The sequence below is a fragment of the Mesorhizobium sp. LMG17149 genome, from assembly GCF_024518695.1.
In the GTDB taxonomy this organism is placed as follows: Bacteria; Pseudomonadota; Alphaproteobacteria; order Rhizobiales; family Rhizobiaceae; genus Mesorhizobium.
This window is the reverse complement of sequence record NZ_JANIFL010000003.1, coordinates 175,772-199,301: the sequence shown is the minus strand read 5'-3', so window position 1 is coordinate 199,301 and position 23,530 is coordinate 175,772. Positions and strand designations below refer to the sequence as shown.

The window sequence follows — 23,530 nt, the reverse complement described above, 5'->3', positions numbered from 1 at the left end:
TCCCGATGCCCAACGAAGAAGCCGCGCTGCATGCGCGGCTTCTTCGTTTGAGGGAATGCAGGAATTTGCCTTGCCGCTACTGGGCGTTTGTTGCCGGCGCCGGATGATCGCCGAAGATACCGCGCTGGCTGACCTGAATGCCGGCGGGACCCAGGATGATGGCGAAGAGCACCGGCAGGAAAAACAGGATCATCGGCACTGTGAGCTTTGGCGGCAGGGCGGCGGCCTTCTTCTCGGCCGCATTCATGCGCATGTCGCGGCTTTCTGCGGCAAGCACGCGCAGTGCATGCGCCACCGGCGTGCCGTAACGCTCGGCCTGGACGAGCGCCTGCGACACCGACTTGACCGAATCCAGGCCGGTGCGGCTTGCCAGGTTCTCGTAGGCCTGCTTGCGCTCCGGCAGGTAGGAAAGCTCGGCGTTGGTGAGGATGAACTCTTCCGCCAGCGCCACCGATTGCGCGCCGATCTCGTCGGCGACCTTGCGCAGTGCCGCTTCCACCGACATGCCCGATTCGACGCAGATCAGCATCAGATCGAGCCCATCCGGCCATGCCATCTGGATCGACTGCTTGCGCTTGGTGGCGCGGTTGTTGACGTAGATGACCGGTGCGTAGAAGCCGCCGTAAGCAACGAGGATGCAGACGAACAGCCTGATGACCAATGGCTTGTCGGGCAGTCCTCCGAGCACGAAGATGTAGATTGCGGCCAGCGCGAAACCGACAAAAGGAAGCACGAGACGGAAGAAAAGAAACCGCGTCAGCGGATTCTGTCCACGAAAGCCGGCCACCTTGAGTTTCTGCAAGGTGCCTTCATCGGCGAGCGCGCGTCTCAGATCCAGCCGGTCGACAATGTTGCGCATGCCGATCGACTGTTCCTCGCGCAAGCCCTTGCGACGGCGGTCGGCCTCGACCGCAAGCCGGGCGCGCTGTTGCGCACGCAGTTCGTCGCGTTCCAGCGCAACGGATTTCATGCGTGATTTGAGCTGGTTTCCGCCAAACGCCGGCAGCAAGGTGAAGACGGTCGCAAACACCGCTATCGCGACCAGCATCGCGATCAGGAAGCTCGGATCCGTCAGGGTCTTGATGACTTGCTCGGTCATGCCAGCATCCTAGACTTCGAAGTTCATCATCTTGCGCATCACCAGGATGCCGATCAACATCCAGACCGCAGAGCAACCAAGGATCAGGTTTCCGACGCTGGTGTTGAAGAGCGGCATCAGGTAGGCCGGGCTCGACAGGTAGACGAGAAAGGCGACGATGAAGGGCAGCGCGCCGATGATCGCGGCGGACGCCTTCGCTTCCATCGACAGCGCCGCGACCTTGGCTTTCATCTTCTTGCGATCGCGAAGCACGCGCGAAAGATTGCCCAGCGCCTCGGAGAGATTGCCGCCGGCCTGCGACTGTATCTGGATAACGATGCCGAAGAAGCTTGCCTCGGTACAAGGCATGGTTTCGGGCATGCGCAAGGTCGCGTCGGGGATAGAGAGGCCCATCTGCTGTGAATCGACGATGCGGCGAAACTCGGTCTTCACGGGTTCGGGCGATTCGTTGGCGATCAGGCGCACGGCGTCGTTCAGCGGCAGGCCGGATTTGACCGCGCGCACGATGATGTCGAGCGCATTTGGAAATTCGTTGAGGAATGCCTTGACCCGGCGGGCGCGACGAAACGTGACGAACCAGCGCGGCAGGCCCAGCCCCCCGGCCAGCAGCACGCCCGGCAAGGCGATCAGCGGGGCTCCGGCCACAAAGGCGACAATCGTCAAAACGACGCCGCATACGGCGGAGTATATATAGAAACGCTCGATGGTGGTCTTGAGGCCGGCCTGACGAAGCTGGGCTTTCAGCGGCGGTTTCTTGACGCGGCTGTCCTTGGTTTTCTGCTTGGCGTCGAGTTCGTTGAGCGAATCCTGAACCGATTTGCGCCGCTTGACGGCTTCCGCCACGCGGTCACGCGAGGCCTTGACGACGGAGCGATCCGTCTCGGCGGTCTTGATCGTTTCGAGCCGCTTGCCGACCTGTTTCTCGTTGCTGATCCGGGTGAACAGAAATGCATAGGCGACGGCGCCGGCGCTGAAGCCGGCGAGCACGACAAACGCCAGTACTGTGCCGTCAATTCCAAACATTGGCCCGAACCCTTACACCCCGGCATGCGTCAGTCAGCGCGTTTCTCCATCGCCTCGAGCGCAATGGCGAGACGCTGCTCCTCGCCGTAATAGCGTGCGCGCTCCCAGAAATGCGGACGGCCGATGCCCGTCGATACGTGCTCACCCAACAGCCTGCCGTTGGCGTCCTCACCCTTGATGTTGTAGAGGACGATATCCTGCGTGATGATGACGTCGCCTTCCATCCCGATCACCTCGGTGATGTGGGTGATGCGGCGCGATCCGTCGCGCAGGCGCGCCGCCTGGATGATCACGTCGATGGAACCGACGACGATTTCGCGCACTGTCTTCTGCGGCAGCGAATAGCCGCCCATGGCAATCATGGATTCGATACGGTTCAGGCATTCGCGCGGGCTGTTCGAGTGGATCGTGCCCATCGAGCCGTCATGGCCGGTGTTCATCGCCTGCAGAAGATCGAACACCTCGGGTCCGCGCACTTCGCCGACGATGATGCGCTCTGGCCGCATGCGCAGACAGTTCTTGACCAGGTCGCGCATCGTCACCTCACCCTCGCCCTCCAGATTGGGCGGGCGGGTTTCGAGGCGCACCACATGCGGCTGCTGCAATTGCAGCTCGGCCGAGTCTTCGCAGGTGATGACGCGCTCCTCGCGGTCGATATAGTTGGTCAGGCAATTGAGCAGCGTGGTCTTGCCCGAACCGGTGCCGCCCGAGATCACGATGTTGCAGCGAACACGACTGATGATCTTGAGAACTTCGGCGCCCTGCGGCGAGATGGCGCCGAACTTGACCAGCTGATCGAGCGTCAGCTTGTCCTTCTTGAATTTGCGGATGGTGAGCGTGGCGCCATCGATGGAGAGTGGCGGCGCGATGACGTTGACGCGGGAGCCGTCGGGAAGGCGCGCGTCGCAGATCGGGCTGGATTCGTCGACGCGGCGGCCAACCTGGCTGACGATACGCTGGCAGATGTTGAGGAGCTGCTGATTGTCACGAAAGCGGATACCGGTCTGTTCGACCTTGCCGTTGACTTCGATGTAGACGTTCCTGGAGCCGTTGACCATGATGTCGGCGATGTCGTCGCGGGCGAGCAGCGGCTCGAGCGGCCCATAGCCGAGCACGTCGTTGCAGATGTCCTCAAGCAGCTCTTCCTGCTCGGCGATCGTCATTGCGAAGTTCTTGATCGCGATGATGTCGTTGACGATGTCGCGGATTTCCTCGCGCGCACTTTCAGGATCAAGCTTGGAAAGCTGCGACAGATCGATGGTGTCGATGAGCGCGGAGAAGACCTGACTCTTGGTATCGTAATAAGTTTCGCTCTTTTCGCGCTGTGCCCGCTTCGGCTCAGGCGCCAATGGCGGTGCCTCGACGGCACGGCGCGCCGGCGGCGCGACAGGCGCGCTTGGCGCCGCCGCGGGCCGGGTCAGAACCGCCGTGTCCATGGAACTTGCAGCCGGCGGCGCAACCGGCGCCGGTGCTGGCTGGCGAAATTCCGGCGTGAACCGGTTGCCGTCGTCGCTGCCTCTTTTACCAAACATGATCGACTACCGGTTCCACTGCTGAAGCGTCACTTCTTGTTGCGCGAGAGCTTGCCGAGCAGGCTGCCGAGCCCGGCCTTCTTCTTGGCCTTGATTTCGCTGCGCCCGGTCAGCACATGCGCCATTTCGTTGATCATCGCGACAACCGGGTTTTTGGCATCCATTTCGCCAAGCATGCGACCGTTGTTGGCGGCATTGCCGAACAGCAACGGATCAAAAGCAATGACCGACATCGGTGACAGGCCGAGCGGCTCGGCGAAATCGGACGGCGAAATCTCCGGGCGCTTCGGCACGCCGGCCTGGTTGATGATCAGCTTGGGCGGCGGATCATTGGGACGAAGCCGCTTGAGCATATCGACCAGGTTCTTGGTGTTGCGCAGATTCGCGAGTTCCGGTGTCGCGGTGATGACGATCTCATCGGCCTTGACCAGGGTGTTCTTGGTCCAGCCCGTCCAGGCATGGGGGACGTCGAGCACCAGAAGCGGCACGCTGCGCTGGGCGGTGTCGATCAGCTGAACGAAGGCCTCGGGATCGAAATCATAGACCCGTTCGAGCGTCGAAGGCGCTGCCAACAGCGACAGATGCTCGGCGCACTGGGTCAGCAGCCGGTCGAGATAGACTTCATCGATGCGTTCCGGTGAAAACACCGCCTCGGCGATGCCTTGCGCCGGATCCTGGTCGAAATTGATGTTGGCGGTGCCGAAAGCCAGATCGAGATCGGCGACGACCACTTCGGATTTGAACAGCGAGGACATCGCCCAAGCCACATTGTGGGCGATCGTCGAGGAGCCGACACCGCCCTTGGCGCCGACAAAGGCGATCGAGCGGCCGAGCGGCTCGGCTTCGGGATCGATGAAAATCGACGACACCACGCTGACGATGTCGGCCATCGAGACCGGAGCGATCACATATTCGGAAATGCCGTTGCGGATGAGCTCGCGGTAGAGGCCGACATCATTGTAGTGGCCGATCACCACCACCTTCGACGTCGGATCGCAATATTCCGAGAGCTGGGCGAGTTGTTCCAGCAATTGCTTGGGCTCGCTGCGCGATTCCAGCAGGATCAGGTTGGGCGTCGGCGCCGATTGGTAGAATTCGATGGCGGTGGGAACGCCGCCCATATGGACCTTGAGATGCGCCTTCGTCATGCGGCGGTCCTCGCCGGCGCGCTCGACCGGGTTGGCAACACCGTCGGTCTCGCAGAATGCCTGGATTGAAATGCGCGGGATCGGCCGCAACGCCTGCATCGCGGCGATGTCCTGCTGCGAGGTATCGCTGCCGTCTACAGGAGTGTCATAGGCCAGATTGTTCATGTTCGTGTACTCCGAACTGCGATCGTTAGTAGCTAACTTCGCCTTCTGCTTCCCAATCAAAGAAGGGTTGATTTCGGTACCCATCGATGACTTTCCCACGCTGCTCGGCGTCGATAGGTGCCTGCTTGCGCGGTCCGAGCAGGTCGGCCGGATTGGCCATCTGGGCGGCGAGGTTGTTCTGATACGAGCAGCCGAAATCGGCGTAGTGCTTGTTTTCCGAGGTCTCCACCAGATCTTCGGGCCAACGCCCGCATTTGTCGGTCTGAGCTTTCACCGAGATATAGGCGACGCGAATCGGGGCCGAGGCTTCGGCGGAAGCGGACTGATAAGAGGTCATGACAATCCGGTTGCGCTTGATGCCGCTGGCAACCGCCAGCCTGACAAAATCGCGGCTGGCAGCGGCCGCCGCGATCTCGTTGGCCGAGCCGACAGGGATAGCGATCGTCACCGCCGGAGCGGCGCTCCTGTCGTAGCCGTCGAGAAAGCCCGAAAGCGTGTCACGCTGAGAGCCCGTCATGCCACGGTCACCGGCGCCCACCGGCAGGTCTATCTTCTGGTTCTTCTCCGCGATCACGATCGGATGGTTGGTGCGATAATCGTCCGGGATGGCGCCGACCGTGATGCTGTCGCGCTGGGCGCAGCCGGTGAGCAGCGCCGCCACCGCAACCGCCAGGACAGGAACGAACCGCCGGCAGACCTGCGAGCGGCCAAAGCGCATCGGTGCGGCGATGGTGCTTGCCTTCAATGCTGACTGAGACATGTCCGCTTCCCCGCTCACTTGTAGATGAAGCCGACGACGCCGTGGTAGCGGCCGTTGGGCTTGTCGGTCTGCATGGTGCCGTAGACGCGATTGACTCGGCCAAGGAACATGGCAGCGCCATCGCTGGCGGCGTTGAAATTGTCGTCCGGCTTGGCAAGGTCGTTGCGCGCCACCGGCTTCACCAGATAGGGCGTGATGATGATGACGAGTTCGGTCTCGTTGCGCACGAAATCTCTGCTGCGGAAGAGCGCGCCGAGCACCGGGATCTTTGTCAGCCCGGGCAACCCGTTGACGGCTTGCCTGACATCGTCGCGAACCAGGCCGGCGATCATCATGGAGCCGCCCGAGGGGAGTTCAACGGTCGTATCGGCAAGACGTTTGCGCAGCGACAGTGCATTCATGCCGGGGCTCGTCACGCCTGAGGAGAGCGATACGGACCCCTCGGTTGTCGGCTCGGAAACCGACGTCCTAACTTTCAGGCTTATGCGACCGGGAGACAACACCACCGGCTGGAATTCCAGGCCGATGCCGTACTCGATCTTTTCGATGGTGTAGGTCTTCAGGCCGGTCTGGTTGTCCTGCGATACGTTTGCTGAGACACCTGAAACCATATTGTATTCACCGCCGACCTTGAAGGTCGCCTTCTCCCCGGATACGGCGGTCAAGGTCGGCTCGGCCAGGGTTTTCATGACCCCGGACTGCTCCATGGCGTTGACATAGGCCTGCAGCGCCGACGAGCCGATCTGAAAGCCTGAATTCGACAGCTGCTTGCCGAGACCGGTGAAATTGTCGCTGAGCGCACCGTAGCTGATGCCATTGCTGCCGCCGCTGCCGACCATGTTGACGCCGAGCTGCTTCATCACGGAGCGGCTGACTTCGGCGACCGTGACCTTCAGCGTGACCTGGTCGTCGCCAATGATCTGCAGCAGGTTGACGATCTTGCTGGTGCGGCGCTCCTGGTCCGGGTTGTCGATGTCGACACCGCTCTGGGCCGAACCGCCGGCTGCGGTCTGCGAATATTGTCCTGTCGTCGCTTCACCACCCGAAACGAAGATCGTCGCCAGGTCGACCGCGCGTTTTGCGTCCAGCGGCGTGTCGACCGTTCCAGTCAGGACGACGTTGTCATTCAGAAGTTCCACCTTGATGGCCGACGTCGGCAGGAAGCGTCTGATATAATCCTCAAGACCGGCAACGTCGCGTTCGACCGCCAGGTCCAGGCTGACGATCTGCTCGCCATTCGGGCCGAAGACAAAGATGTTCGTCTCGCCGACCGACTTGCCGAACAGATAGATGCGCCTTGCAGTGCGGGTCACCGCGTCGGCAACCGCCGGGTTGGCCACGAGAATGTCGTAGGCATCGCTCGGCAGGTCGATGACCACCGACTTGTTGAGGCCGAGTTTGACGCGCTGGGTGGCCGTCGATGCCGTGACCTGCGCGTTCTTTGCCTCGACAACGCTGCCTTGCACATTCGTTCCGACGAGCAGCAGGCCGAATGCCGCGGCTACGATTGCCGGCAGTTTGCCACCTAGCCTCATTTCCTTGCCCCCACTTCGGAAACTTCGCCCGACTTGATCAGCCTCACCGTTCCTCTGCGGCCATTGCCGGAAACGAGATAGTCGGCCTCACCCAGATTTTTTTCCTGCGTGTCCGCGACCGCCCGCAGCGCCAGGGTCAGGCGATCCGCCATCTGCTGGGCGACGGTGATGATCTCCGCCTGCTTGGGCGTCAGTTCCAGCGTGGCGGTCTGACCCACCCTGGTCTTCTTGCCTTCCTCGTCCTCCTGAATGGTCTGATCGATGGCCAGGACGCGGATGTTCTTGAGGATGGTCTCGGTGTTGAAGCCGGCGGCGCCGCTGGCGGCATCGGCCCTGCGGGTCATGATGACGTCGACGAAATCGTTGGGAAGAATGAAGCCGCCGGCCGACGTATCGGCCGAGATGGCCGTGGCGACCGCCCGCATACCGGAAGGCAGGATCGACGACATGAAGCTCTGGCCCTCGCCGATCAGCTTGGACCGCCGCAGCGGTTCTCCGGCATACATCGCCACACGGGCAACGGAACTCTTCAGCTTGTCCAGTGCCTCGGGCTCGGCGGTGCGGGTGATGAAATTCGCGTTGACGCCGTCGGCGGGCCAGGATTGCCAGGCGATGTTGTTTTGGATCGGGCTGCCCATCGGAACGTCGCCTGAAAGCACAAGCACATCCTGGAGTGCCACCGCCGGGGCCTGGGGGCCGGAATCGACGACGACCTGGGGCGGCGGTGCCACCATGTTCTTCGCGACATATCCAGCGCCACCCGCCGCGGCCACCGCCACGCTCAGAATTATCAATCGCGATGCTGGCATTTGTCCGAACCCTTGCCCTGGCAAACCACGTAGCCAGGCCGGACTTTGCAGCGGCAATCGTCAAAACAAGGTTAATGTAATGCTTACGATCGTGATTAATTTAAGGTTTACATAAATTAGCCGGAATGTGGCCTGACCGGCCAAAATGGCCGGGCCAGCCCTGTTCAGAACGGGGTTTCGGCAATGCTGACAGACAATAAAATAAAATAAGATCGCGCTCAGGCCGCCAGCCTGGCAACCGCCCATGCCATCAAGGGCGAATCCGGATAGGTCAGCAAGCCGCCAAGGCCGAGCGCGACACCGTATGGAACACCTTTTGCCTCGTCGGCGAAATGGCGCAGAAACGGATTTTGGCCGGTAACGGCCGCAAGCAGCGACTTCCGGTAGAGGATGATCGCCAGCGTCAGCAGGCCGCCGATGATTGTCGAGGCGACAAGATACTCCACGAGATTGACATTGAGGCCCATCCACATCGCGGTGGCGGCCAGAAGCTTGGCGTCGCCGCCGCCCATGCCGCCCATCGCAAACAGGCCGAACGTCACGGCCAGGACCAGGGCGCCGGCGGCGAAATGTCCGCCATAGGCCGCCCAGTCCATGCCTGTCAGGGGCGCGACCAGCGCAAAAACGGCGACAAGCAGCACCGGCACGCGATTGGCGATCGTCATCGACAGCATGTCGGAGATCGCGGCAAACAGCATGCAGAACGGAAAAACGACGAAGATCAGGGCTTCAAGCATCGGCGCCACGCCTATTGTCCGATTTCATGGGGCTCAATCTAAGCATGTTCGATTAACGATTGATGAGGCTAGGAACGAAAGACGACCTATATCGCCAGCGGCATAGAAAAAGGGCCGCCACGCGGCGGCCCTTTTCCAGAACGCAATCTAAATGCTCGGCGATAAGCCGATCAGCTGCCGCTCGGCGTGCCGTTCAGGGTGCTGCCGATGTTGGTGAACTTGGCGTTCAGCGCATTGCCGAGCGTGCCGGCGCCAGTGATGATGGCGAGCGCGATGAGAGCGGCGATCAGACCATATTCGATCGCGGTCGCGCCGGATTCGTCCTTCACAAAACGTGCGATGAGATTAGACATTCGAGAGCTCCTACTCCACGTGTTACAGCACTTCCGTCAACTTCTGTGATGGTTGATCGGATGCTGCCAATCTAGGGAGAAGCTCTTTCGATCGGCTTAAGAAACAGCCTTACCGATTCCTTTCCCGGTTCGAACATATTGCGTGGTTAACCTCGGGCTAATGTATCGCTGAGCCTTCCAGACCGGATTTGGTAGGCTTGCGACCCGACCGGACCGCGCGTCGCGGGCGCCCTTGGCGGCCATTGCACGATTGGCAACATCGCATGCTTAACCGTTGGTTCACCAATCTCGTTCATGTTCCGTTGATCAGTCCGCCTGCGTGGAGCGCCTCAATGGCCCAGCCGAGATCGTCAATCCTGATTGCCGCGCTTCTTGCCGTCTCGAGCTTCGTCGCGCCCGCCATGGCCGGCGCCGGCATCGAGGTCACGATGAACCAGGCCAAGATCGTCAAACTGTCGCGTCCCGCAGACACCATCGTGGTCGGCAACCCGGCAATCGCCGACGCTTCGGTGCAGGACGCTTCGACGATCGTGCTCACCGGCAAAGGCTTCGGGGTCACCAATCTGGTCGTGCTCGATACGGACGGCAGCCCCATCGTGGACGAGCAGGTTACCGTGGTGCGGCAAGCCGCCTCGTCCGTGCGCATTTACCGGCGCGCCGAAATCCAGACGATGTCGTGCACACCCTATTGCGAAAGCTCATACAAGAGCGAGGCGGAGAAGTCTTCGGAAGCGGAGATGAGCGTCAGCCGATAGGTGGCGTTGCCGACTGCCGTTCCGGTTATTGTCTGGTTAAGAGGCCTGCGCCGACTTTAACGATCATCCAAACCGGACCTCAATCGGTTTGCGCTAATGCTCCTTCCGAGACCACATAGAGATCGGCAGGATCGGACATGAGCAAGGAATTCGGTCGCGCAGGCGACCACAGAGTGAGACGCCCAAGGTTTTTCGCCCGCTTCCTTCGTGACCGGCGCGGCGCCACGGCAATCGAATTCGCGATCCTTTCAGTCCCCTTCGCGCTGCTTGTCTTTGCCATTCTGGAAAGCTGCATCTCGTTTGCCGGCCAGGAGGTGATGGCCAACGTCACCGACGATGTAGCGCGCAAACTGCGCACCGGCCAGTTGAGGGCGGCTGACGTTGCCGGAACCAATTTGCGGGACATGATCTGCACGAAACTGCAGATCATCGTCTCCCAGGATTGTCCCAATCAACTGCTGGTGGATCTTCGCCAATATACATCGTTCGCCGATGCGGCCACGGCAGGCTTCAAGATCCAGAACGGCGATGTCGTACTGACGAAAGGCACCGCAACCCAATCGTTCTCAGTGACAGCGGGTGCGGCGGAGTCGAGGAACATGCTTCGGGTCTTCTACAAGTGGCCCATCATGACCGACCTCATGGCGCAGTCGATGGGCGGCAACAAGACCCTGCATTTCGCATCGGTGACCTGGCAGAACGAGCCGTTCGACAACTGAGCGGAATGCACGAGCGGTATAAGAAAAGGGCAATGGGCATGATGCGTGCGGGGGCACATCTTATGATTACGGGAGTTTGGCGGAAAGCAAGTCGATTCTGGTCCGATCGCCGTGGCATCGCGGCGGTTGAATTCGCGTTGATCATGCCAATTCTGCTGATCATGTACTTCCTCACAATGGAAGCGTCGCAAGCCATCGAGACCAGCAAGAAGGTCAGTCGTATCGGCAGCATGGTGGCCGATCTCGTTACCCAGCAGACAAGCGTCCTCAAAGCGGATGTCGACGCCATCATGCAGATCGGCAGCGTCACCCTTCAGCCCTACAACCGCTCGCCCCCTAGCATCACCATCACGGCGATACAGGTTACGTCCGATGCGACGAAGGCACAGGTGGTTTGGTCACGCAAATTGGTCGCCAGCGTCGCCAGCGCCGGCGCCGCCGCGACCACCGAGACAACGGTCCCAGCGTCGCTCAAGGTCGCCAACACTTTTCTCATCCGCGTCGAAAGCAACCTCGGCTATACGCCGGTCATCGCGTGGAGCGCGAGCAGTCAACAGAAGCTTGGACTGACCTCGGCTTTCAGCAACATAACCATGGGCGAAACCTATTATCTGCGCCCCCGCAGAAGCGTGACGATCCCTTGCAGCGACTGTTGAACAGAACCAGCCAGGCCCTGCGCAGGGCCGCTCCAGCTATTGCTGCGGCTCACGGTCCGAAACGAAGCGCACGATAGCAGCGGCCATCTCGTAATCTTTTGGCGACACGCGAGCGAAGCCGCCGGAATGTCTCGATTCCAGGAGATCGTAGATATCGGGCGTCGTCGACTTGAGGTTGGTGAGGAACACGGCAAGCCTGCGCTTGGCTTCCGGGTCGAGATCGCTGCGGACCGCATGGGGGCCGTATCTCAACAGGCCCGACGTCCATACGATCCGAAGCGCCGTCACCGAGAGCCCTGCCGCCTCCAGCCTGGCCTGCGTGCCCGACGGTTCTCGCGGGCCGTCGGCAGCGGCCGTCACCCAGCCGAACAGGCCATCGGCCTTGCCGTCGACCAGCATCGTCTCGGCCGCCGCGGCCGAATCGGCATGGACCAAAAACTGTGCATCTTCCGCGATCTTGCGGCCCTCCGCCGCCAACGCCGCCAATGGCAGGAGAGAACCGCCGACGCTGTCCGAAGGCGCCATGGCGATACGATGGCGGTCCATCGCCGCCAGGGCAGGCAGCTTGCCGTCTCGCGTCAGCAGAACGGAGCGGATGCCGATCGCGCCGTCTGAATCGACCGGAGCGACAAGCGGCTCGATACATAAGCAGCGCTGCGAAGCCGTCGCATAGGCGGTGGCCGAATAGATCGCATATTCGATGCGGGCATCGGCCTGCGCCTCGATCAGCGCGGCATAGTTGCGGGCAACGACAAACTCGACCTTCATGCCCAAGGCCTTGGTGTAGGCGTCGGTCAACAGTGCCAGCCCCGGAACGGCATTGCCGGCGCCTGGCTCGGCAACGATGCCGATACGAAACGTGCCGATATCATCGCGCCAGTCGGCATGCGCCGGGTTGGACCAGAGCCCGACGAGCGTCAGCATGAGAGCGGCATAAGTCTTCAGCGCAACCCTCATGACAGGAACCACAGTCTGTTGTCCTCGATCCATGCCCATCCCAGTGCACTGGACTATCACGCCAAGCCGTTGCCGTTTGGTTTCCGAATTGCCAATGAAGTCGCGGAACCCTATGTCTGGTCGGTCAAACTGGCAACAACTCGATGGCGCGCGCTTTCCTCTTCGTTCTGGATTCCTTCGGCATCGGCGGCGCGGCCGACGCCGACCGCTACGGTGACGCCGGCGCCAACACATTCGCGCACATCGCAGAGGCCTGTGCGGAGGGCCGTGCGGATCGCGAAGGGCTTCGCAGTGGACCGCTGTTTGTCCCTCACATGGCGTCGCTCGGGCTTGGCAAGGCCGCCGAAACCGCGACGGGACTGGGGTTTGCCAACAGCGGGGCGGATCTGCTCCCAACTGCCTTTCACGGCGCCGCACAGGAGGTTTCGAGCGGCAAGGATACACCATCCGGTCATTGGGAAATCGCCGGCCTGCCGGTGCGCCTCGACTGGGGCTATTTCCCGGATACGGTTCCGGCCTTTCCGGCCGAACTGACCGAGGCTATCATTCGCGAAGGCAAGGTGCCGGGCATTCTCGGCAATTGCCATGCGCCGGGCACCGAGATCATCGAGCGCTTCGGCGAGGAGCACATCCGGACCGGCAAGCCGATCTGCTACACGTCGGTCGACTCGGTCCTGCAAATCGCCGCGCATGAAGTCCATTTCGGCCTCGACCGGCTTTATGAATTCTGCCAGGTGGTGCGCAGGCTGGTTGACCCTCTGAGGATCGGACGGGTGATCGCGCGGCCATTCGTCGGCGAAACCACCGCCACTTTCGAGCGGACATACAACCGTCATGACTACGCCGTGCCCCCGCCGGAACCGACCCTGCTCGACCGGCTGACGGCGCGTGGCAGCCGTGTCATCGCCGTCGGCAAGATCGGCGACATCTTCGCCCATCGCGGAATTTCGCAAGTGCGCAAGGCGGCAGGCAACATGGCGATGTTCGACGAGGCTCTGGGTGCGATGGATAATGCCGGCGACGGTGACCTCGTCTTCGCCAATTTCGTCGACTTCGACACCGAATTCGGTCACCGCCGCGATGTCGCAGGCTATGCTGCCGCGCTCGAGGCCTTCGACCTGCGGCTGCCGGAGGCATTTGCGAGGCTGCGGCAGGGCGATCTCCTCATCCTGACGGCCGACCACGGCAACGACCCGACCTGGGGCGGGACCGATCACACGCGCGAGCGCATTCCGGTGATCGGCACTGGACCGGGTCTCAAGGGCGGCGACATCGGACTGAGAACGACATTCGCCGACGTTGGCGAGACCGTGGCCGAGCATCTCGGGCTGGCGCCCGGACGCTACGGCACGTCTTTCTATACGACGATCGGCGGTCATGCCTGAATTGCCGGAGGTCGAAACCGTCCGGCGCGGGCTGCAGCCGGTTCTGGAAGGCGCTACCATCGCCCGCGTCGAGGCGCGCCGACCGGATCTGCGCTTTCCATTTCCCGAGAAATTCGCGCAGCGGCTGACCGGCAAGACGATCACGGCACTCGGCCGCCGGGCCAAGTATCTGACGATGGACCTGGAAGGCGGCCCCATGCTGATCTGCCATCTCGGCATGTCGGGCTCATTCCGCATAGAGACGGCCGATGGCAGCGACATGCCCGGCATCTTCCGGCACGACCGCTCGAAGAGCTCCAATCACGACCACGTCGTCTTCCATGTCGTGTCTCCGGCCGGTGCCCGGTCCCGCGTGATCTTCAATGATCCGCGCCGCTTCGGCTTCATGCTGTTTGCGGAAGGGCTGCCGGACGTTCATCCGATGCTGGCTGGACTTGGCGTCGAGCCAACCGGCAACACATTGGACGGTGCGCTGCTTGCCTCATTGATGAAGGGGCGGCGATCACCGCTGAAGGCAGCGCTTCTCGACCAGAGGCTGATCGCCGGGCTCGGCAACATCTATGTGTCGGAGGCGTTGTGGCGTGCCGGCCTGTCGCCGCTGCGCGAGGCGGGCACGATCGCCAGGCCCGGAAAGAAAGCCCAGGCCCAAAGCGAACACCTCGCGCAAGCCATTCGTTCGGTGATATCGGATGCGATCGCAGCCGGCGGCTCCTCACTGCGGGACTATATGCAGACCGATGGGTCGCTGGGCTATTTCCAGCACGCCTTCGCCGTCTACGACCGCGAGGGGGAGGCCTGTTCCAAACCCGGCTGCGGCGGCCACATCGAACGTGTCGTGCAGAGCGGCCGATCGACCTTTTATTGCCGGACATGTCAGCGATGAGTCAGAGTAATTCCAGGAAAAGTGGGAACGGTTTCCCGTTCGGAATTGCGTCAAGACAGAGAGATGGAGCGGTTCTGCGTTTCCGTGAAACGATGAACCGCTCTAGGCGAGCGTGAGCAAGGAGAAGCAGCCATGGCCTATGAGACGATCATCACCGAGACGCCCGGCAAGGTCGGGCTGATCACGCTGAACAGGCCGCAGGCGCTCAACGCGCTGAATTCGCAGATTCTGACCGAGGTGGCGGCGGCCGTGAACGGGTTCAGCGCCGATCCAGGTGTCGGCGCCATGGTCATCACCGGTTCCGAAAAGGCTTTCGCCGCCGGCGCCGATATCAAGGAGATGCAGTCCATCTCCTACGCGGACGCCTACGCCCAAGACTTCTTCGTCGGCTGGGAGGAACTGACGCGGGCGCGAAAGCCTATTATCGCGGCAGTGGCGGGCTATGCACTCGGCGGCGGCTGCGAGCTGGCGATGATGTGCGATTTCATTATCGCCGCCGACACGGCCAAATTCGGCCAGCCCGAGATCACCCTCGGCGTCATTCCAGGCATGGGCGGGTCACAAAGGCTGACCCGCTTCGTCGGCAAGTCGAAAGCGATGGACATGTGCCTGACCGGGCGGATGATGGATGCCGCCGAGGCCGAGCGTTCTGGCCTGGTGTCGCGGGTGGTGCCTGCCGGCGAGCTTGTCGAGGAGGCGCTGAAGGCCGCGGCCAAGATTGCCGCTTTCTCGCTACCATCCGTGATGATGGCGAAGGAGGCTGTCAACCGCGCCTTCGAGACGACGCTTGCCGAGGGATTGCGGTTCGAGCGCCGGCTGTTTCACTCGCTGTTTGCACTGGACGATCAGAAGGAAGGCATGGCGGCCTTTGCCGAGAAGCGGAAGCCGAATTTCACCAACCGCTGACGCCAATCCCTTGGCTGCGAAGAAGATGGCTGCTGGCCGCCAAAAAGAAGGCCGGGCAGCGTTGACGCGCCGGAAAAGCTGAACTATAAGCCGCACCAACCGAGGCGGCCCCGTGGCTGCCCGTTTGTTTTTTGCGCCCTGCGGCATCCCGCATGCGCCGACCAGATCAGAAGAGAGGCATCATGGCCAATACATCCTCGGCCAAAAAGGCAACGCGCAAGATCGTCCGCCGCGCAGCGATCAACAAGAACCGCCGCTCGCGCGTCCGCACCTATATCCGCCAGGTCGAAGAGGCCCTTGCCTCCGGTGACAAGGCTGCCGCACAGGCTGCCTTCAAGATCGCGGAGCCGGAATTGATGCGTGCCGCGACCAAGGGCGTGATCCACAAGAACACGGCGTCCCGCAAGGTGTCGCGACTGGCTCAGCGGGTCAAGGTACTGTCGGCCTGACATTACTTGCCTAGACTGACGTTCTTCGAACCCGGCCGTTTGTGCCGGGTTTTTTCGTTTGCCGGCAAGCACTTAAAAAGAATGTCCGGAAACGGCGTCTTATGCGGCATTTCACAATTAGGAATAGTTTGCCGGCATATGCATGCCTGCTGGTGATCGGCATGCTTGAAACGGCCGACCTAAAGATTCTTAACTGTCAGAAATACCTTATATCTTTCAGTGACTTACAGATGGTGATCCACAGCTTGTCCACACCGGACCGGCCCGATCGGGGAGAAGTCGCTGTCAAGCGAATTATTTCAGAATATTTCTGTCAGCGCCCGGTTTTTCATATTCGCCGGAAAAGGGTTTGAATCACAATGGCTTTGTTAAAATGTGCCGTCGCGGCACGCCACTCGAACCCGCCTCCACTAACCAGATTCCTTAAAAATCCGTTAGACGTGGCCTTGCCCTATCCACAGCGATTTCGGTAGTGTCGATCTATCGAAAGGGACGGGCTCTGGCTCTTAACCCAAGCCTGAATCGGCCAGCTTAAATTGGCGGGATTTGCAACGCGGATCAAGTCCGCGGACGGTTTTGGTTTGTCTTTTTCGATACGGTAGGGGACTGGCGTAACTAGACATGGCAGGTAGACGGCGCGCCGGCGCTCTTTTCGCCGGGCGGTGTTGTATTGCCCTGACATACCCAACGCGGACTGGCTTCCATGGGCCGGCACCGGTTCCCGCGGATAATGGGCGACGTTCATCTGCCGGCGGCGGCAGCGGACATCGTAGCAAAGACTTAGGTCGCCGGAACCGGATGCAGGAGGCGCATCCCCGGTGGAAAACAGGTACGGAAGGACAAGGAAAAGATCATGCAGAGCGGCATTGAAAGGGAACTTACGGGCGACCTCCCATTTCCTGGAACTTTGATCGGAGCAAACGACATGGCGGTGTCCAGCGACGCGGAACAGAAATTCGACCGGGTCAAGACCCAGTTGAAGGCGCGCCTGGGAACCGAAGTCTATTCGAGCTGGTTTGGCCGCATGAAGGTCGCCGAGGCTTCCAAGGGCATCGTCCGCATCTCCGTGCCTACCGCCTTCCTGCGTTCATGGATCAACGGCCACTATCTCGACCTCATTTCAGAGCTGTGGAAGCAGGAGGATGCCGATCTCCTCAAGATCGACATCGTCGTGCGCACGGCAACCCGTCAGGGACGCAGCCAGGCCGAGCCAGAGGTAACGCCAGCACGCAGCAAGATGACACGGCAGACGCAGACGGCACTTGCCGCCGGCACAGTCAGCCCCAGCCGGGTGGAGCGCGCACCGGCTCCGCGTCCGGGCACACCGATCGAGAGCGAATTTCGCCACAACGTGCTGGGGTCGCCGCTCGATCCGCGCTACACGTTCGGCTCCTTCATAGAGGGACCGTCGAACCGGGTGGCCTTCGCCGCCGCCAAGGCGGTAGCGGAATCGCAATCGAGCGCAGTGCGCTTCAATCCGCTTTTCCTTCACGCAACCGTCGGGCTCGGCAAGACACATTTGCTGCAGGCCATCGCTGCGGAATCGCTGAAGCAGAACCCCAAGTCGCGCGTCGTCTATCTCACGGCCGAGTATTTCATGTGGCGCTTTGCCACCGCGATCCGCGACAACAACGCGCTGACGCTCAAGGAACAGCTGCGCGACATCGACCTGCTCATCATCGACGACATGCAGTTTCTGCAGGGCAAGTCGATCCAGCATGAATTCTGCCACCTCATCAACATGCTGCTCGACAGCGCCAAGCAGGTCGTCGTCGCCGCCGACCGGCCGCCGTCGGAACTGGAATCGCTCGAACCGCGGGTCCGTTCGCGCCTCAATGGCGGTGTCGCGCTTGAAATGTCGGCGCCCGATTTCGCCATGCGCCTCGGCATGCTCAAATTGCGCCTTGCCACGGCCAGGAGCGACGACGCATCGCTCGACATTTCGGAGGAGATCCTCAATCACGTCGCCCGCACCGTGACCGGCAGCGGACGCGAGCTGGAAGGCGCCTTCAATCAGCTTTTGTTCCGTCAATCCTTCGAGCCGCAGATCACCATCGACCGGATCGACGAAATCCTCGGCCACATCTATCGCACCGGCGAGCCGAAGCGTGTCCGTATCGAGGACATCCAGCGCATCGTGGCGCGTCACTACAATGTGTCGAAGACCGAATTGCTGTCCAACCGGCGCACGCGCACCATCGTCAAGCCGCGGCAGGTCGCCATGTACCTGTCGAAGGTGATGACGCCGCGCTCGCTACCCGAGATCGGACGGCGTTTCGGCGGCCGCGATCACACCACGGTGCTGCATGCCGTGCGCAAAATCGAGGACCTTTCCGGCAACGACAACACGCTGGCGCAGGAACTTGAGCTTCTGAGGCGGTTGATCAACGACCAGGCCTGATCCTCCGGGGATGGCTGAGCCGGAACAATACCGGAATTCAATGGCTTGCCAGTGCGGCGCTGGGCCTGGATCGGGCTCGTGGCGCCGCCTGGAAGCGATCTGGATTTCGGTTTTACGACACTGGCTCGCGGACTTCGGGCGCGTTATCCCCAGAAAGCCCGCGTAGCCGGCCTGAACCGGTGGCGCGGGCTTGCGTTTGCTGGTTTTTTCCTGTCAGTTTACGCAGATTCTGAGCCTGTTCAGACCTTTCGCGGGACGCCGCTCACTGGTGACCCGTCATTCATTCAAGCGAGCCTGTTTCGTCATGCGTGTTATCCTGGAACGGTCCAATCTCCTGAAGTCGCTCAACCACGTCCATCGCGTGGTCGAGCGGCGAAACACCATACCGATCCTGTCCAACGTGCTGCTCAGCGCCGAAGGCGCCAGCCTTGAAATGAAGGCGACCGATCTCGACCTCGAGGTGACCGAAGCGACACCCGCCAAGGTGGAGCGCGGCGGGGCGACGACAGTCCCGGCACATCTGCTCTACGACATCGTGCGCAAGCTTGCCGATGGCGCCGAGGTGATGCTGAAGACGGACGAGGACGGCAACGCCATGACGGTGACGTCTGGCCGCTCGAGCTTCCGCCTTCAGTGCCTGCCGCAATCCGACTTCCCGGAGCTCTCGGCCGGATCGTTCTCGCATATCTTCCGTCTCGACTCGGTTGCCCTGAAAGGCCTGATCGAGAAGACCCAATTCGCCATCTCCACCGAGGAGACGCGTTATTACCTGAACGGCATCTATCTGCACACGCATGAGGTCGGCGGCAAGTTGAAGCTGCGCTCGGTAGCGACCGACGGCCACCGCCTGGCGCGCGCCGAGATCGATGCGCCAGCGGGTTCCGAAGGCATGCCGGGCATCATCATTCCGCGCAAGACGGTGAGCGAGCTGCAGAAGCTCGTCGACGATCCGGATGTCGCGGTCACCACCGAACTGTCGGACACCAAGATCCGCTTCACGATCGGCAGCGTGGTTTTGACCTCGAAGCTGATCGACGGCACCTTCCCCGACTATCAGCGGGTCATTCCGACCGGCAACGACAAGAAGCTGATCATCGACCGCCAGAGTTTTGCCGCCGCTGTCGATCGCGTCTCGACCATCTCTTCCGAACGCGGCCGCGCGGTGAAGCTGTCGATTAGCGAGGGTCAGGTGACGCTTGCGGTCAACAATCCCGATTCAGGCAGCGCCACCGAAGAGCTGTCCGCCGACTATTCATCCGATCCGATCGAGATCGGCTTCAACGCCAAGTACCTGCTCGACGTTGCCGCGCAACTGACCGGCACGGAAGCCAAGTTCATGCTGGCCGACGCCGGCTCGCCGACGCTGATCCACGACATGGCCGACGAGACCGCACTCTATGTGCTGATGCCGATGCGGGTGTAGCGGCGCGGTGTCAGCACTTCGGTCCTGTTGTGGACCGGCAAGCGCGATATTTACGGCAACTTCTAGAGCAATTCCAGGAAAAGTGTGAAGCGGTTTTCCCGGGAAAAGCGCATAGCGCTTTCCCTTGGGAATTGCGTTAAAACAAAGAGATAGATTGGTTTTGCGTTTCCGTGAAACGATGGAACGCTCTATAGGCGGATAGCGGTTGCCGGCACAGAACCACATAAGTAAGCTTACACTTACCAATTTCCGAAACTACGCGGCGCTGACGATCGATCTGGCGCCAGGTGCCGTGGTTTTTTCCGGCGACAACGGCGCCGGCAAAACCAATCTCCTCGAAGCAATCTCCCTTTTGACACCGGGGCGTGGTTTGCGCCGCGCCCCTTACGTGGATGTCGCACGCGAGGGCGGCGACGGCGGCTTTGCATTGCATGCCCGGCTCGACGGACCTGACGGCCAGGTCGAGATCGGAACAGGCATTTCCGGCGGCGACACCGCCGGCGAAGGCGGCAGGCGGGTGCGCATCAACGGAGCGTCGGCGCGCTCGGCCGAGGACATGCTGGAATGGCTGCGCGTGGTGTGGCTGACGCCAGCCATGGACGCGTTGTTCACCGGACCGGCCGCGGATCGCCGGCGATTTCTCGATCGGCTCGTGCTGGCGATCGATCCCGGGCACGGGCAACGTGCGATCGACTACGAGAAGGCTATGCGCGGTCGTAACCGGCTGCTTACCGAAAACTCCCGGGACGACCGCTGGTTCGACGCTATCGAGACGCAGATGGCCGAAACCGGTGTGGCGATAGCCGCGGCGCGGGCCGAAATGGTGCGGCTGCTCGCCACCATGATCGACAGGCTGCCCGACACGGGACCATTTCCGCGGGCCGATATCGGCCTTTCGGGCGATCTGGAAGCCGAAATCACCGCCGCGCCGGCGGTCGATGTCGAGGAGCGCTTCCGTCGGACGCTTGCCGGGGGCCGTGAGCGCGATCGCGCCGCCGGGCGCACCCTCGACGGCCCGCACCGTTCGGATCTGGTGGTTCGACACCGCCCCAAGGCGATGCCGGCCGAACTCTGCTCGACCGGCGAGCAGAAGGCACTGCTGGTCGGCATCGTGCTGTCGCACGCAAGGCTGACCGGCGAAATGTCGGGCATGACGCCGATCCTGTTGCTCGACGAGATCGCCGCGCATCTCGACAGCCGGCGGCGCGCGGCGCTGTTCTCCATCCTGGAGGAACTGAACTGCCAGGCGTTCATGACAGGAACCGATGCTGCGCTGTTTTCCAGTCTCCAGGGGCGCGCGCAATTCCTGACTGTCGACCATGGGACGGTTGGGCCAACGATCTAGACCATTGTGCCTCGTGTTCCTGGGCGACATCAACAGGTGCGTTGGCCCCTGACAAGGTTTTTCAGTCCCTGTATGATCAGGCAATGACCACTGCCGCCCTGACCGCAGACGAGATCGAACGCTATGCCCGCCACATCGTGTTGCCGGAGATCGGCGGCGCCGGCCAGCAAAGGCTGAAACAGGCCCGGGTGCTGGTCATCGGCGCTGGCGGACTGGGCGCGCCGGTGCTTGAATATCTTGCCGCCGCCGGCGTCGGCACACTCGGCGTGATCGATGACGACACCGTTTCGCTGTCCAACCTGCAGCGCCAGGTCATTCACGGTACCGACACTGTCGGCCTGCTGAAGACCGATAGCGCCAAGGCGGCAATCGCTCGCATCAATCCCAACACCACAGTCGAACCGCATACGTTCCGGCTGACCACGGACAATGCGCCCGCCCTCGTCGCCCGCTATGACATCGTCGTCGACGGTTCCGACAATTTCGAAACGCGCTATGCCGTGGCCGATGCCTGCGCGAGCGAAGGCAAGCCGCTGGTGCATGCCGCCGTCGGACGCTTCGATGGTTCGGTAACGGTGCTGAAGCCATTCGAAGACGGCAAGGACGGCAAGCCCAACCCAAGCTATCGCGATCTGTTTCCCGAGGCGCCACCGCCGGGCCTGGTGCCGTCCTGTGCCGAAGCCGGCGTGCTTGGCGCGCTGACCGGCGTCGTCGGTACGCTGCAGGCGATGGAGGCGATCAAGCTGATCACCGGCATTGGCGAGCCGCTGGTCGGCCGGCTGCTGCTCTATGATGCGCTGGCGGCGCGCTTCGACACCATCCGCTACAAGAGAAGCTGAATTCTTGGACCGGAACGAAGCTGTCTCCATCACGCGGATCCCGACCGATTTCGACCGTTGGGACGATGTGCTCGCATTGATCATGCGCGCTTTCGCTTCGATGGACGGCGTTGTCGACCCGCCCTCCTCGGCCCACCATCTGACCGCCGACACCCTGAGCGACAAGGCGCGGCTGGAGACCGGCTTCGTGGCGGTGCAGGGCGACAGGATCGTCGGCTGCGTCTTTGCCCTTGAGAGGGCGGCGGACCTTTATGTCGGCAAGTTCGCGGTCGCGCCGGACCGCCAGGGACAAGGCATTGGCCGGCGGCTGATGCAGGCAGTCGAAGACCTTGCCCGTAGCCGCGGCAAGGCCGCCGTCGCGCTTCAGACGCGGATCGAGCTGACCGGGAATCATGAGGCCTTTGCTCGCCTCGGCTTTCGCGAAACTGAACGGACGGCGCATGAGGGCTATGCCAGGCCGACCTCGATCACCATGCGCAAAGCTATCTCGTAAGGTTTATCTTACGGTTTGTGGGCCGCGACAGCGTCAGGTCCTGAGCGGCAGCACCCGATCCGGCGGGCGGTGGCCGTCGACGAAGGCACGGATATTGATGATGACCTTCTCGCCCATATCGATGCGGCCCTCGAGCGTCGCCGAGCCCATATGCGGCAAAAGCACGACCTTGTTCTTGGCGGCGAGCTTCAGCAGCTTGCTGTTCAAAGCCGGCTCATGCTCGTAGACGTCGAGGCCGGCCCCGGCGATCTTGCCGTCCTGAATCAGCTTGACCAGCGCTTCCTCGTCGATGATGTCGCCGCGCGCGGTGTTGACGACATAGGCGGTGGGCTGCAGCAGCGCCAGCCGCCGCGCTGAAAGCAGATGGAAGGTTGCCGGCGTCGAGGGACAGTTGACCGAGATGATATCCATGCGGGCCAGCATCTGGTCGAGGCTTTCCCAATACGTCGCCTCCAGCCCGTCCTCCACGGCCGGCAGCACGCGGTGGCGGTTGTGGTAGTGGATCGACAGGCCGAAGGCCTTGGCCCGTCTGGCGACGGCGGTGCCGATTCGCCCCATGCCGACAATGCCGAGCCGCTTGCCCCAGATGCGCCGGCCCAGCATCCAGGTCGGAGACCAGCCGGCCCATTTCTTGTCACCGGTGAGCACATTGGCGCCTTCCGCCAGCCGCCGCGGCACCGCCAGCATCAGCGCCATGGTCATGTCGGCGGTGTCCTCGGTCAGGACATTCGGCGTGTTGGTGACGGTGATGCCCCTCTTGGCCGCGGCCGCGACATCGATCTTGTCGACGCCATTGCCAAAATTGGCGATCAGCTTGAGGTTGTCGCCTGCCTGGGCGATCAGCGCCGCGTCGATCTGATCGGTTACCGTCGGCACCAGCACGTCGGCTTCCTTGACCGCCGCGACCAGTTCCGGCTGCGTCATCGGCCGGTCCTCGACATTCAGCCTTGCGTCGAACAACTCGCGCATGCGGGTCTCGACCGGGTCGGGCAGCTTTCGCGTGATGACGACGAGAGGCTTCTTTTTGCCTGCCATTGTTTCCCTCCCGAGTACTTGCCGCAATTCCGAACGCAAAACCGCATCACACTTTTGCTGGAATTGCTTCTAACCCGATCTCGTTGAGACCTCTTTAACCAAGACCGGCGAAACTGAAAGCCG

General features: G+C 61.8%; 23 protein-coding genes. 12 read left to right on the top strand and 11 right to left on the bottom strand.

Annotated elements, in window-relative coordinates; all coding sequences use genetic code 11:
* Positions 1 to 76 precede the first annotated feature (76 nt).
* From NP945_RS07210 to NP945_RS07170, 9 genes are all read right to left on the bottom strand, one after another.
* Positions 77 to 1,099, bottom strand: coding sequence for a type II secretion system F family protein (locus NP945_RS07210; protein WP_127321199.1), 1,023 nt, complete (start codon positions 1,097 to 1,099; stop codon positions 77 to 79).
* Positions 1,100 to 1,108: 9 nt separating this feature from the next.
* Positions 1,109 to 2,122, bottom strand: a complete 1,014-nt coding sequence (locus NP945_RS07205) for a type II secretion system F family protein (protein WP_256745946.1) — start codon at positions 2,120 to 2,122, stop codon at positions 1,109 to 1,111.
* A gap of 29 nt (positions 2,123 to 2,151) precedes the next feature.
* The gene (locus NP945_RS07200) at positions 2,152 to 3,654 is read right to left on the bottom strand and encodes a CpaF family protein (RefSeq protein ID WP_127327689.1); all 1,503 of its coding nucleotides are present in this window, start codon (positions 3,652 to 3,654) and stop codon (positions 2,152 to 2,154) included.
* 29 nt (positions 3,655 to 3,683) lie between these two features.
* Positions 3,684 to 4,967: a CpaE family protein gene (locus NP945_RS07195; RefSeq protein WP_256745945.1), complete on the bottom strand. Its 1,284-nt coding sequence runs from the start codon at positions 4,965 to 4,967 to the stop codon at positions 3,684 to 3,686.
* Positions 4,968 to 4,992: 25 nt separating this feature from the next.
* Positions 4,993 to 5,727 carry a CpaD family pilus assembly protein gene (locus tag NP945_RS07190; RefSeq protein ID WP_256745944.1) on the bottom strand — a complete coding sequence of 245 codons (735 nt, stop codon included), beginning with the start codon at positions 5,725 to 5,727 and terminating at the stop codon, positions 4,993 to 4,995.
* 14 nt (positions 5,728 to 5,741) lie between these two features.
* Positions 5,742 to 7,262, bottom strand: coding sequence for a type II and III secretion system protein family protein (locus NP945_RS07185; protein ID WP_127270396.1), 1,521 nt, complete (start codon positions 7,260 to 7,262; stop codon positions 5,742 to 5,744).
* Entirely contained in the window at positions 7,259 to 8,071 is an 813-nt protein-coding gene (gene cpaB, locus NP945_RS07180; protein WP_023811377.1) for a Flp pilus assembly protein CpaB, read from the bottom strand. The genes NP945_RS07185 and cpaB overlap by 4 nt, the downstream gene beginning before the upstream one ends.
* Before the next feature lie 218 nt (positions 8,072 to 8,289).
* On the bottom strand, positions 8,290 to 8,808 hold the full coding sequence (locus NP945_RS07175) for a prepilin peptidase (protein ID WP_256745943.1): 519 nt from the start codon (positions 8,806 to 8,808) through the stop codon (positions 8,290 to 8,292).
* Between the two features lie 170 nt (positions 8,809 to 8,978).
* On the bottom strand, positions 8,979 to 9,161 hold the full coding sequence (locus NP945_RS07170) for a Flp family type IVb pilin (RefSeq protein ID WP_063171181.1): 183 nt from the start codon (positions 9,159 to 9,161) through the stop codon (positions 8,979 to 8,981).
* Positions 9,162 to 9,493: 332 nt separating this feature from the next.
* Here NP945_RS07170 and NP945_RS07165 point away from each other — a divergent pair, with 332 nt between their 5' ends.
* From NP945_RS07165 to NP945_RS07155, 3 genes are all read left to right on the top strand, one after another.
* Positions 9,494 to 9,916 (top strand): pilus assembly protein N-terminal domain-containing protein, encoded by a 423-nt coding sequence (locus NP945_RS07165; RefSeq protein ID WP_013533687.1) that lies wholly within the window; start codon positions 9,494 to 9,496, stop codon positions 9,914 to 9,916.
* A 137-nt stretch (positions 9,917 to 10,053) separates the two neighbouring features.
* Entirely contained in the window at positions 10,054 to 10,635 is a 582-nt protein-coding gene (locus NP945_RS07160; RefSeq protein WP_127268810.1) for a TadE/TadG family type IV pilus assembly protein, read from the top strand.
* Positions 10,636 to 10,673: 38 nt separating this feature from the next.
* On the top strand, positions 10,674 to 11,291 hold the full coding sequence (locus NP945_RS07155; protein ID WP_127268815.1) for a TadE/TadG family type IV pilus assembly protein: 618 nt from the start codon (positions 10,674 to 10,676) through the stop codon (positions 11,289 to 11,291).
* A gap of 36 nt (positions 11,292 to 11,327) precedes the next feature.
* On the opposite strand, the gene NP945_RS07150 is transcribed toward NP945_RS07155, so the two are convergent.
* On the bottom strand, positions 11,328 to 12,248 hold the full coding sequence (locus NP945_RS07150; RefSeq protein WP_256746148.1) for a phosphate/phosphite/phosphonate ABC transporter substrate-binding protein: 921 nt from the start codon (positions 12,246 to 12,248) through the stop codon (positions 11,328 to 11,330).
* Between the two features lie 143 nt (positions 12,249 to 12,391).
* Between NP945_RS07150 and NP945_RS07145 the strand changes: the two genes are divergently transcribed.
* The 9 genes from NP945_RS07145 to NP945_RS07105 all read left to right on the top strand — a co-directional run bounded on the left by NP945_RS07145 (position 12,392) and on the right by NP945_RS07105 (position 22,372).
* A complete protein-coding gene (locus NP945_RS07145) occupies positions 12,392 to 13,633 on the top strand; it encodes a phosphopentomutase (RefSeq protein ID WP_256745942.1) in 1,242 nt (413 codons plus the stop codon).
* Positions 13,626 to 14,516, top strand: a complete 891-nt coding sequence (mutM, locus tag NP945_RS07140) for a bifunctional DNA-formamidopyrimidine glycosylase/DNA-(apurinic or apyrimidinic site) lyase (protein WP_256745941.1) — start codon at positions 13,626 to 13,628, stop codon at positions 14,514 to 14,516. Before NP945_RS07145 ends, mutM begins: the two co-directional genes overlap by 8 nt.
* A 132-nt stretch (positions 14,517 to 14,648) precedes the next feature.
* Positions 14,649 to 15,422, top strand: coding sequence for an enoyl-CoA hydratase (locus tag NP945_RS07135; protein ID WP_256745940.1), 774 nt, complete (start codon positions 14,649 to 14,651; stop codon positions 15,420 to 15,422).
* 182 nt (positions 15,423 to 15,604) lie between these two features.
* A complete protein-coding gene (rpsT, locus tag NP945_RS07130; RefSeq protein WP_013533694.1) occupies positions 15,605 to 15,871 on the top strand; it encodes a 30S ribosomal protein S20 in 267 nt (88 codons plus the stop codon).
* A 925-nt stretch (positions 15,872 to 16,796) separates the two neighbouring features.
* Entirely contained in the window at positions 16,797 to 18,272 is a 1,476-nt protein-coding gene (gene dnaA, locus NP945_RS07125) for a chromosomal replication initiator protein DnaA (RefSeq protein ID WP_236383352.1), read from the top strand.
* A 304-nt stretch (positions 18,273 to 18,576) separates the two neighbouring features.
* Positions 18,577 to 19,695, top strand: a complete 1,119-nt coding sequence (dnaN, locus tag NP945_RS07120) for a DNA polymerase III subunit beta (protein ID WP_023811387.1) — start codon at positions 18,577 to 18,579, stop codon at positions 19,693 to 19,695.
* 205 nt (positions 19,696 to 19,900) lie between these two features.
* Positions 19,901 to 21,040: a DNA replication/repair protein RecF gene (gene recF, locus NP945_RS07115; protein ID WP_256745939.1), complete on the top strand. Its 1,140-nt coding sequence runs from the start codon at positions 19,901 to 19,903 to the stop codon at positions 21,038 to 21,040.
* An 83-nt stretch (positions 21,041 to 21,123) separates the two neighbouring features.
* Positions 21,124 to 21,879 (top strand): molybdopterin-synthase adenylyltransferase MoeB, encoded by a 756-nt coding sequence (locus NP945_RS07110; protein ID WP_256745938.1) that lies wholly within the window; start codon positions 21,124 to 21,126, stop codon positions 21,877 to 21,879.
* Positions 21,880 to 21,883: 4 nt separating this feature from the next.
* Complete coding sequence (locus NP945_RS07105) at positions 21,884 to 22,372, top strand: GNAT family N-acetyltransferase (protein ID WP_127273412.1); 489 nt, start codon at positions 21,884 to 21,886, stop codon at positions 22,370 to 22,372.
* A 33-nt stretch (positions 22,373 to 22,405) separates the two neighbouring features.
* On the opposite strand, the gene NP945_RS07100 is transcribed toward NP945_RS07105, so the two are convergent.
* Positions 22,406 to 23,407 carry a D-glycerate dehydrogenase gene (locus tag NP945_RS07100; protein WP_023811391.1) on the bottom strand — a complete coding sequence of 334 codons (1,002 nt, stop codon included), beginning with the start codon at positions 23,405 to 23,407 and terminating at the stop codon, positions 22,406 to 22,408.
* Between the last annotated feature and the right edge of the window lie 123 nt (positions 23,408 to 23,530).

Coding starts and splice junctions, on each gene's coding strand:
- NP945_RS07210 (WP_127321199.1), bottom strand. CDS start 1,099: ATGACCGAGCAAGTCATCAAGACCCTGACGGATCCGAGCTTCCTGATC.
- NP945_RS07205 (WP_256745946.1), bottom strand. CDS start 2,122: ATGTTTGGAATTGACGGCACAGTACTGGCGTTTGTCGTGCTCGCCGGC.
- NP945_RS07200 (WP_127327689.1), bottom strand. CDS start 3,654: ATGTTTGGTAAAAGAGGCAGCGACGACGGCAACCGGTTCACGCCGGAA.
- NP945_RS07195 (WP_256745945.1), bottom strand. CDS start 4,967: ATGAACAATCTGGCCTATGACACTCCTGTAGACGGCAGCGATACCTCG.
- NP945_RS07190 (WP_256745944.1), bottom strand. CDS start 5,727: ATGTCTCAGTCAGCATTGAAGGCAAGCACCATCGCCGCACCGATGCGC.
- NP945_RS07185 (WP_127270396.1), bottom strand. CDS start 7,262: ATGAGGCTAGGTGGCAAACTGCCGGCAATCGTAGCCGCGGCATTCGGC.
- cpaB (WP_023811377.1), bottom strand. CDS start 8,071: ATGCCAGCATCGCGATTGATAATTCTGAGCGTGGCGGTGGCCGCGGCG.
- NP945_RS07175 (WP_256745943.1), bottom strand. CDS start 8,808: ATGCTTGAAGCCCTGATCTTCGTCGTTTTTCCGTTCTGCATGCTGTTT.
- NP945_RS07170 (WP_063171181.1), bottom strand. CDS start 9,161: ATGTCTAATCTCATCGCACGTTTTGTGAAGGACGAATCCGGCGCGACC.
- NP945_RS07165 (WP_013533687.1), top strand. CDS start 9,494: ATGGCCCAGCCGAGATCGTCAATCCTGATTGCCGCGCTTCTTGCCGTC.
- NP945_RS07160 (WP_127268810.1), top strand. CDS start 10,054: ATGAGCAAGGAATTCGGTCGCGCAGGCGACCACAGAGTGAGACGCCCA.
- NP945_RS07155 (WP_127268815.1), top strand. CDS start 10,674: ATGATGCGTGCGGGGGCACATCTTATGATTACGGGAGTTTGGCGGAAA.
- NP945_RS07150 (WP_256746148.1), bottom strand. CDS start 12,248: ATGAGGGTTGCGCTGAAGACTTATGCCGCTCTCATGCTGACGCTCGTC.
- NP945_RS07145 (WP_256745942.1), top strand. CDS start 12,392: ATGGCGCGCGCTTTCCTCTTCGTTCTGGATTCCTTCGGCATCGGCGGC.
- mutM (WP_256745941.1), top strand. CDS start 13,626: ATGCCTGAATTGCCGGAGGTCGAAACCGTCCGGCGCGGGCTGCAGCCG.
- NP945_RS07135 (WP_256745940.1), top strand. CDS start 14,649: ATGGCCTATGAGACGATCATCACCGAGACGCCCGGCAAGGTCGGGCTG.
- rpsT (WP_013533694.1), top strand. CDS start 15,605: ATGGCCAATACATCCTCGGCCAAAAAGGCAACGCGCAAGATCGTCCGC.
- dnaA (WP_236383352.1), top strand. CDS start 16,797: ATGGCGGTGTCCAGCGACGCGGAACAGAAATTCGACCGGGTCAAGACC.
- dnaN (WP_023811387.1), top strand. CDS start 18,577: ATGCGTGTTATCCTGGAACGGTCCAATCTCCTGAAGTCGCTCAACCAC.
- NP945_RS07110 (WP_256745938.1), top strand. CDS start 21,124: ATGACCACTGCCGCCCTGACCGCAGACGAGATCGAACGCTATGCCCGC.
- NP945_RS07100 (WP_023811391.1), bottom strand. CDS start 23,407: ATGGCAGGCAAAAAGAAGCCTCTCGTCGTCATCACGCGAAAGCTGCCC.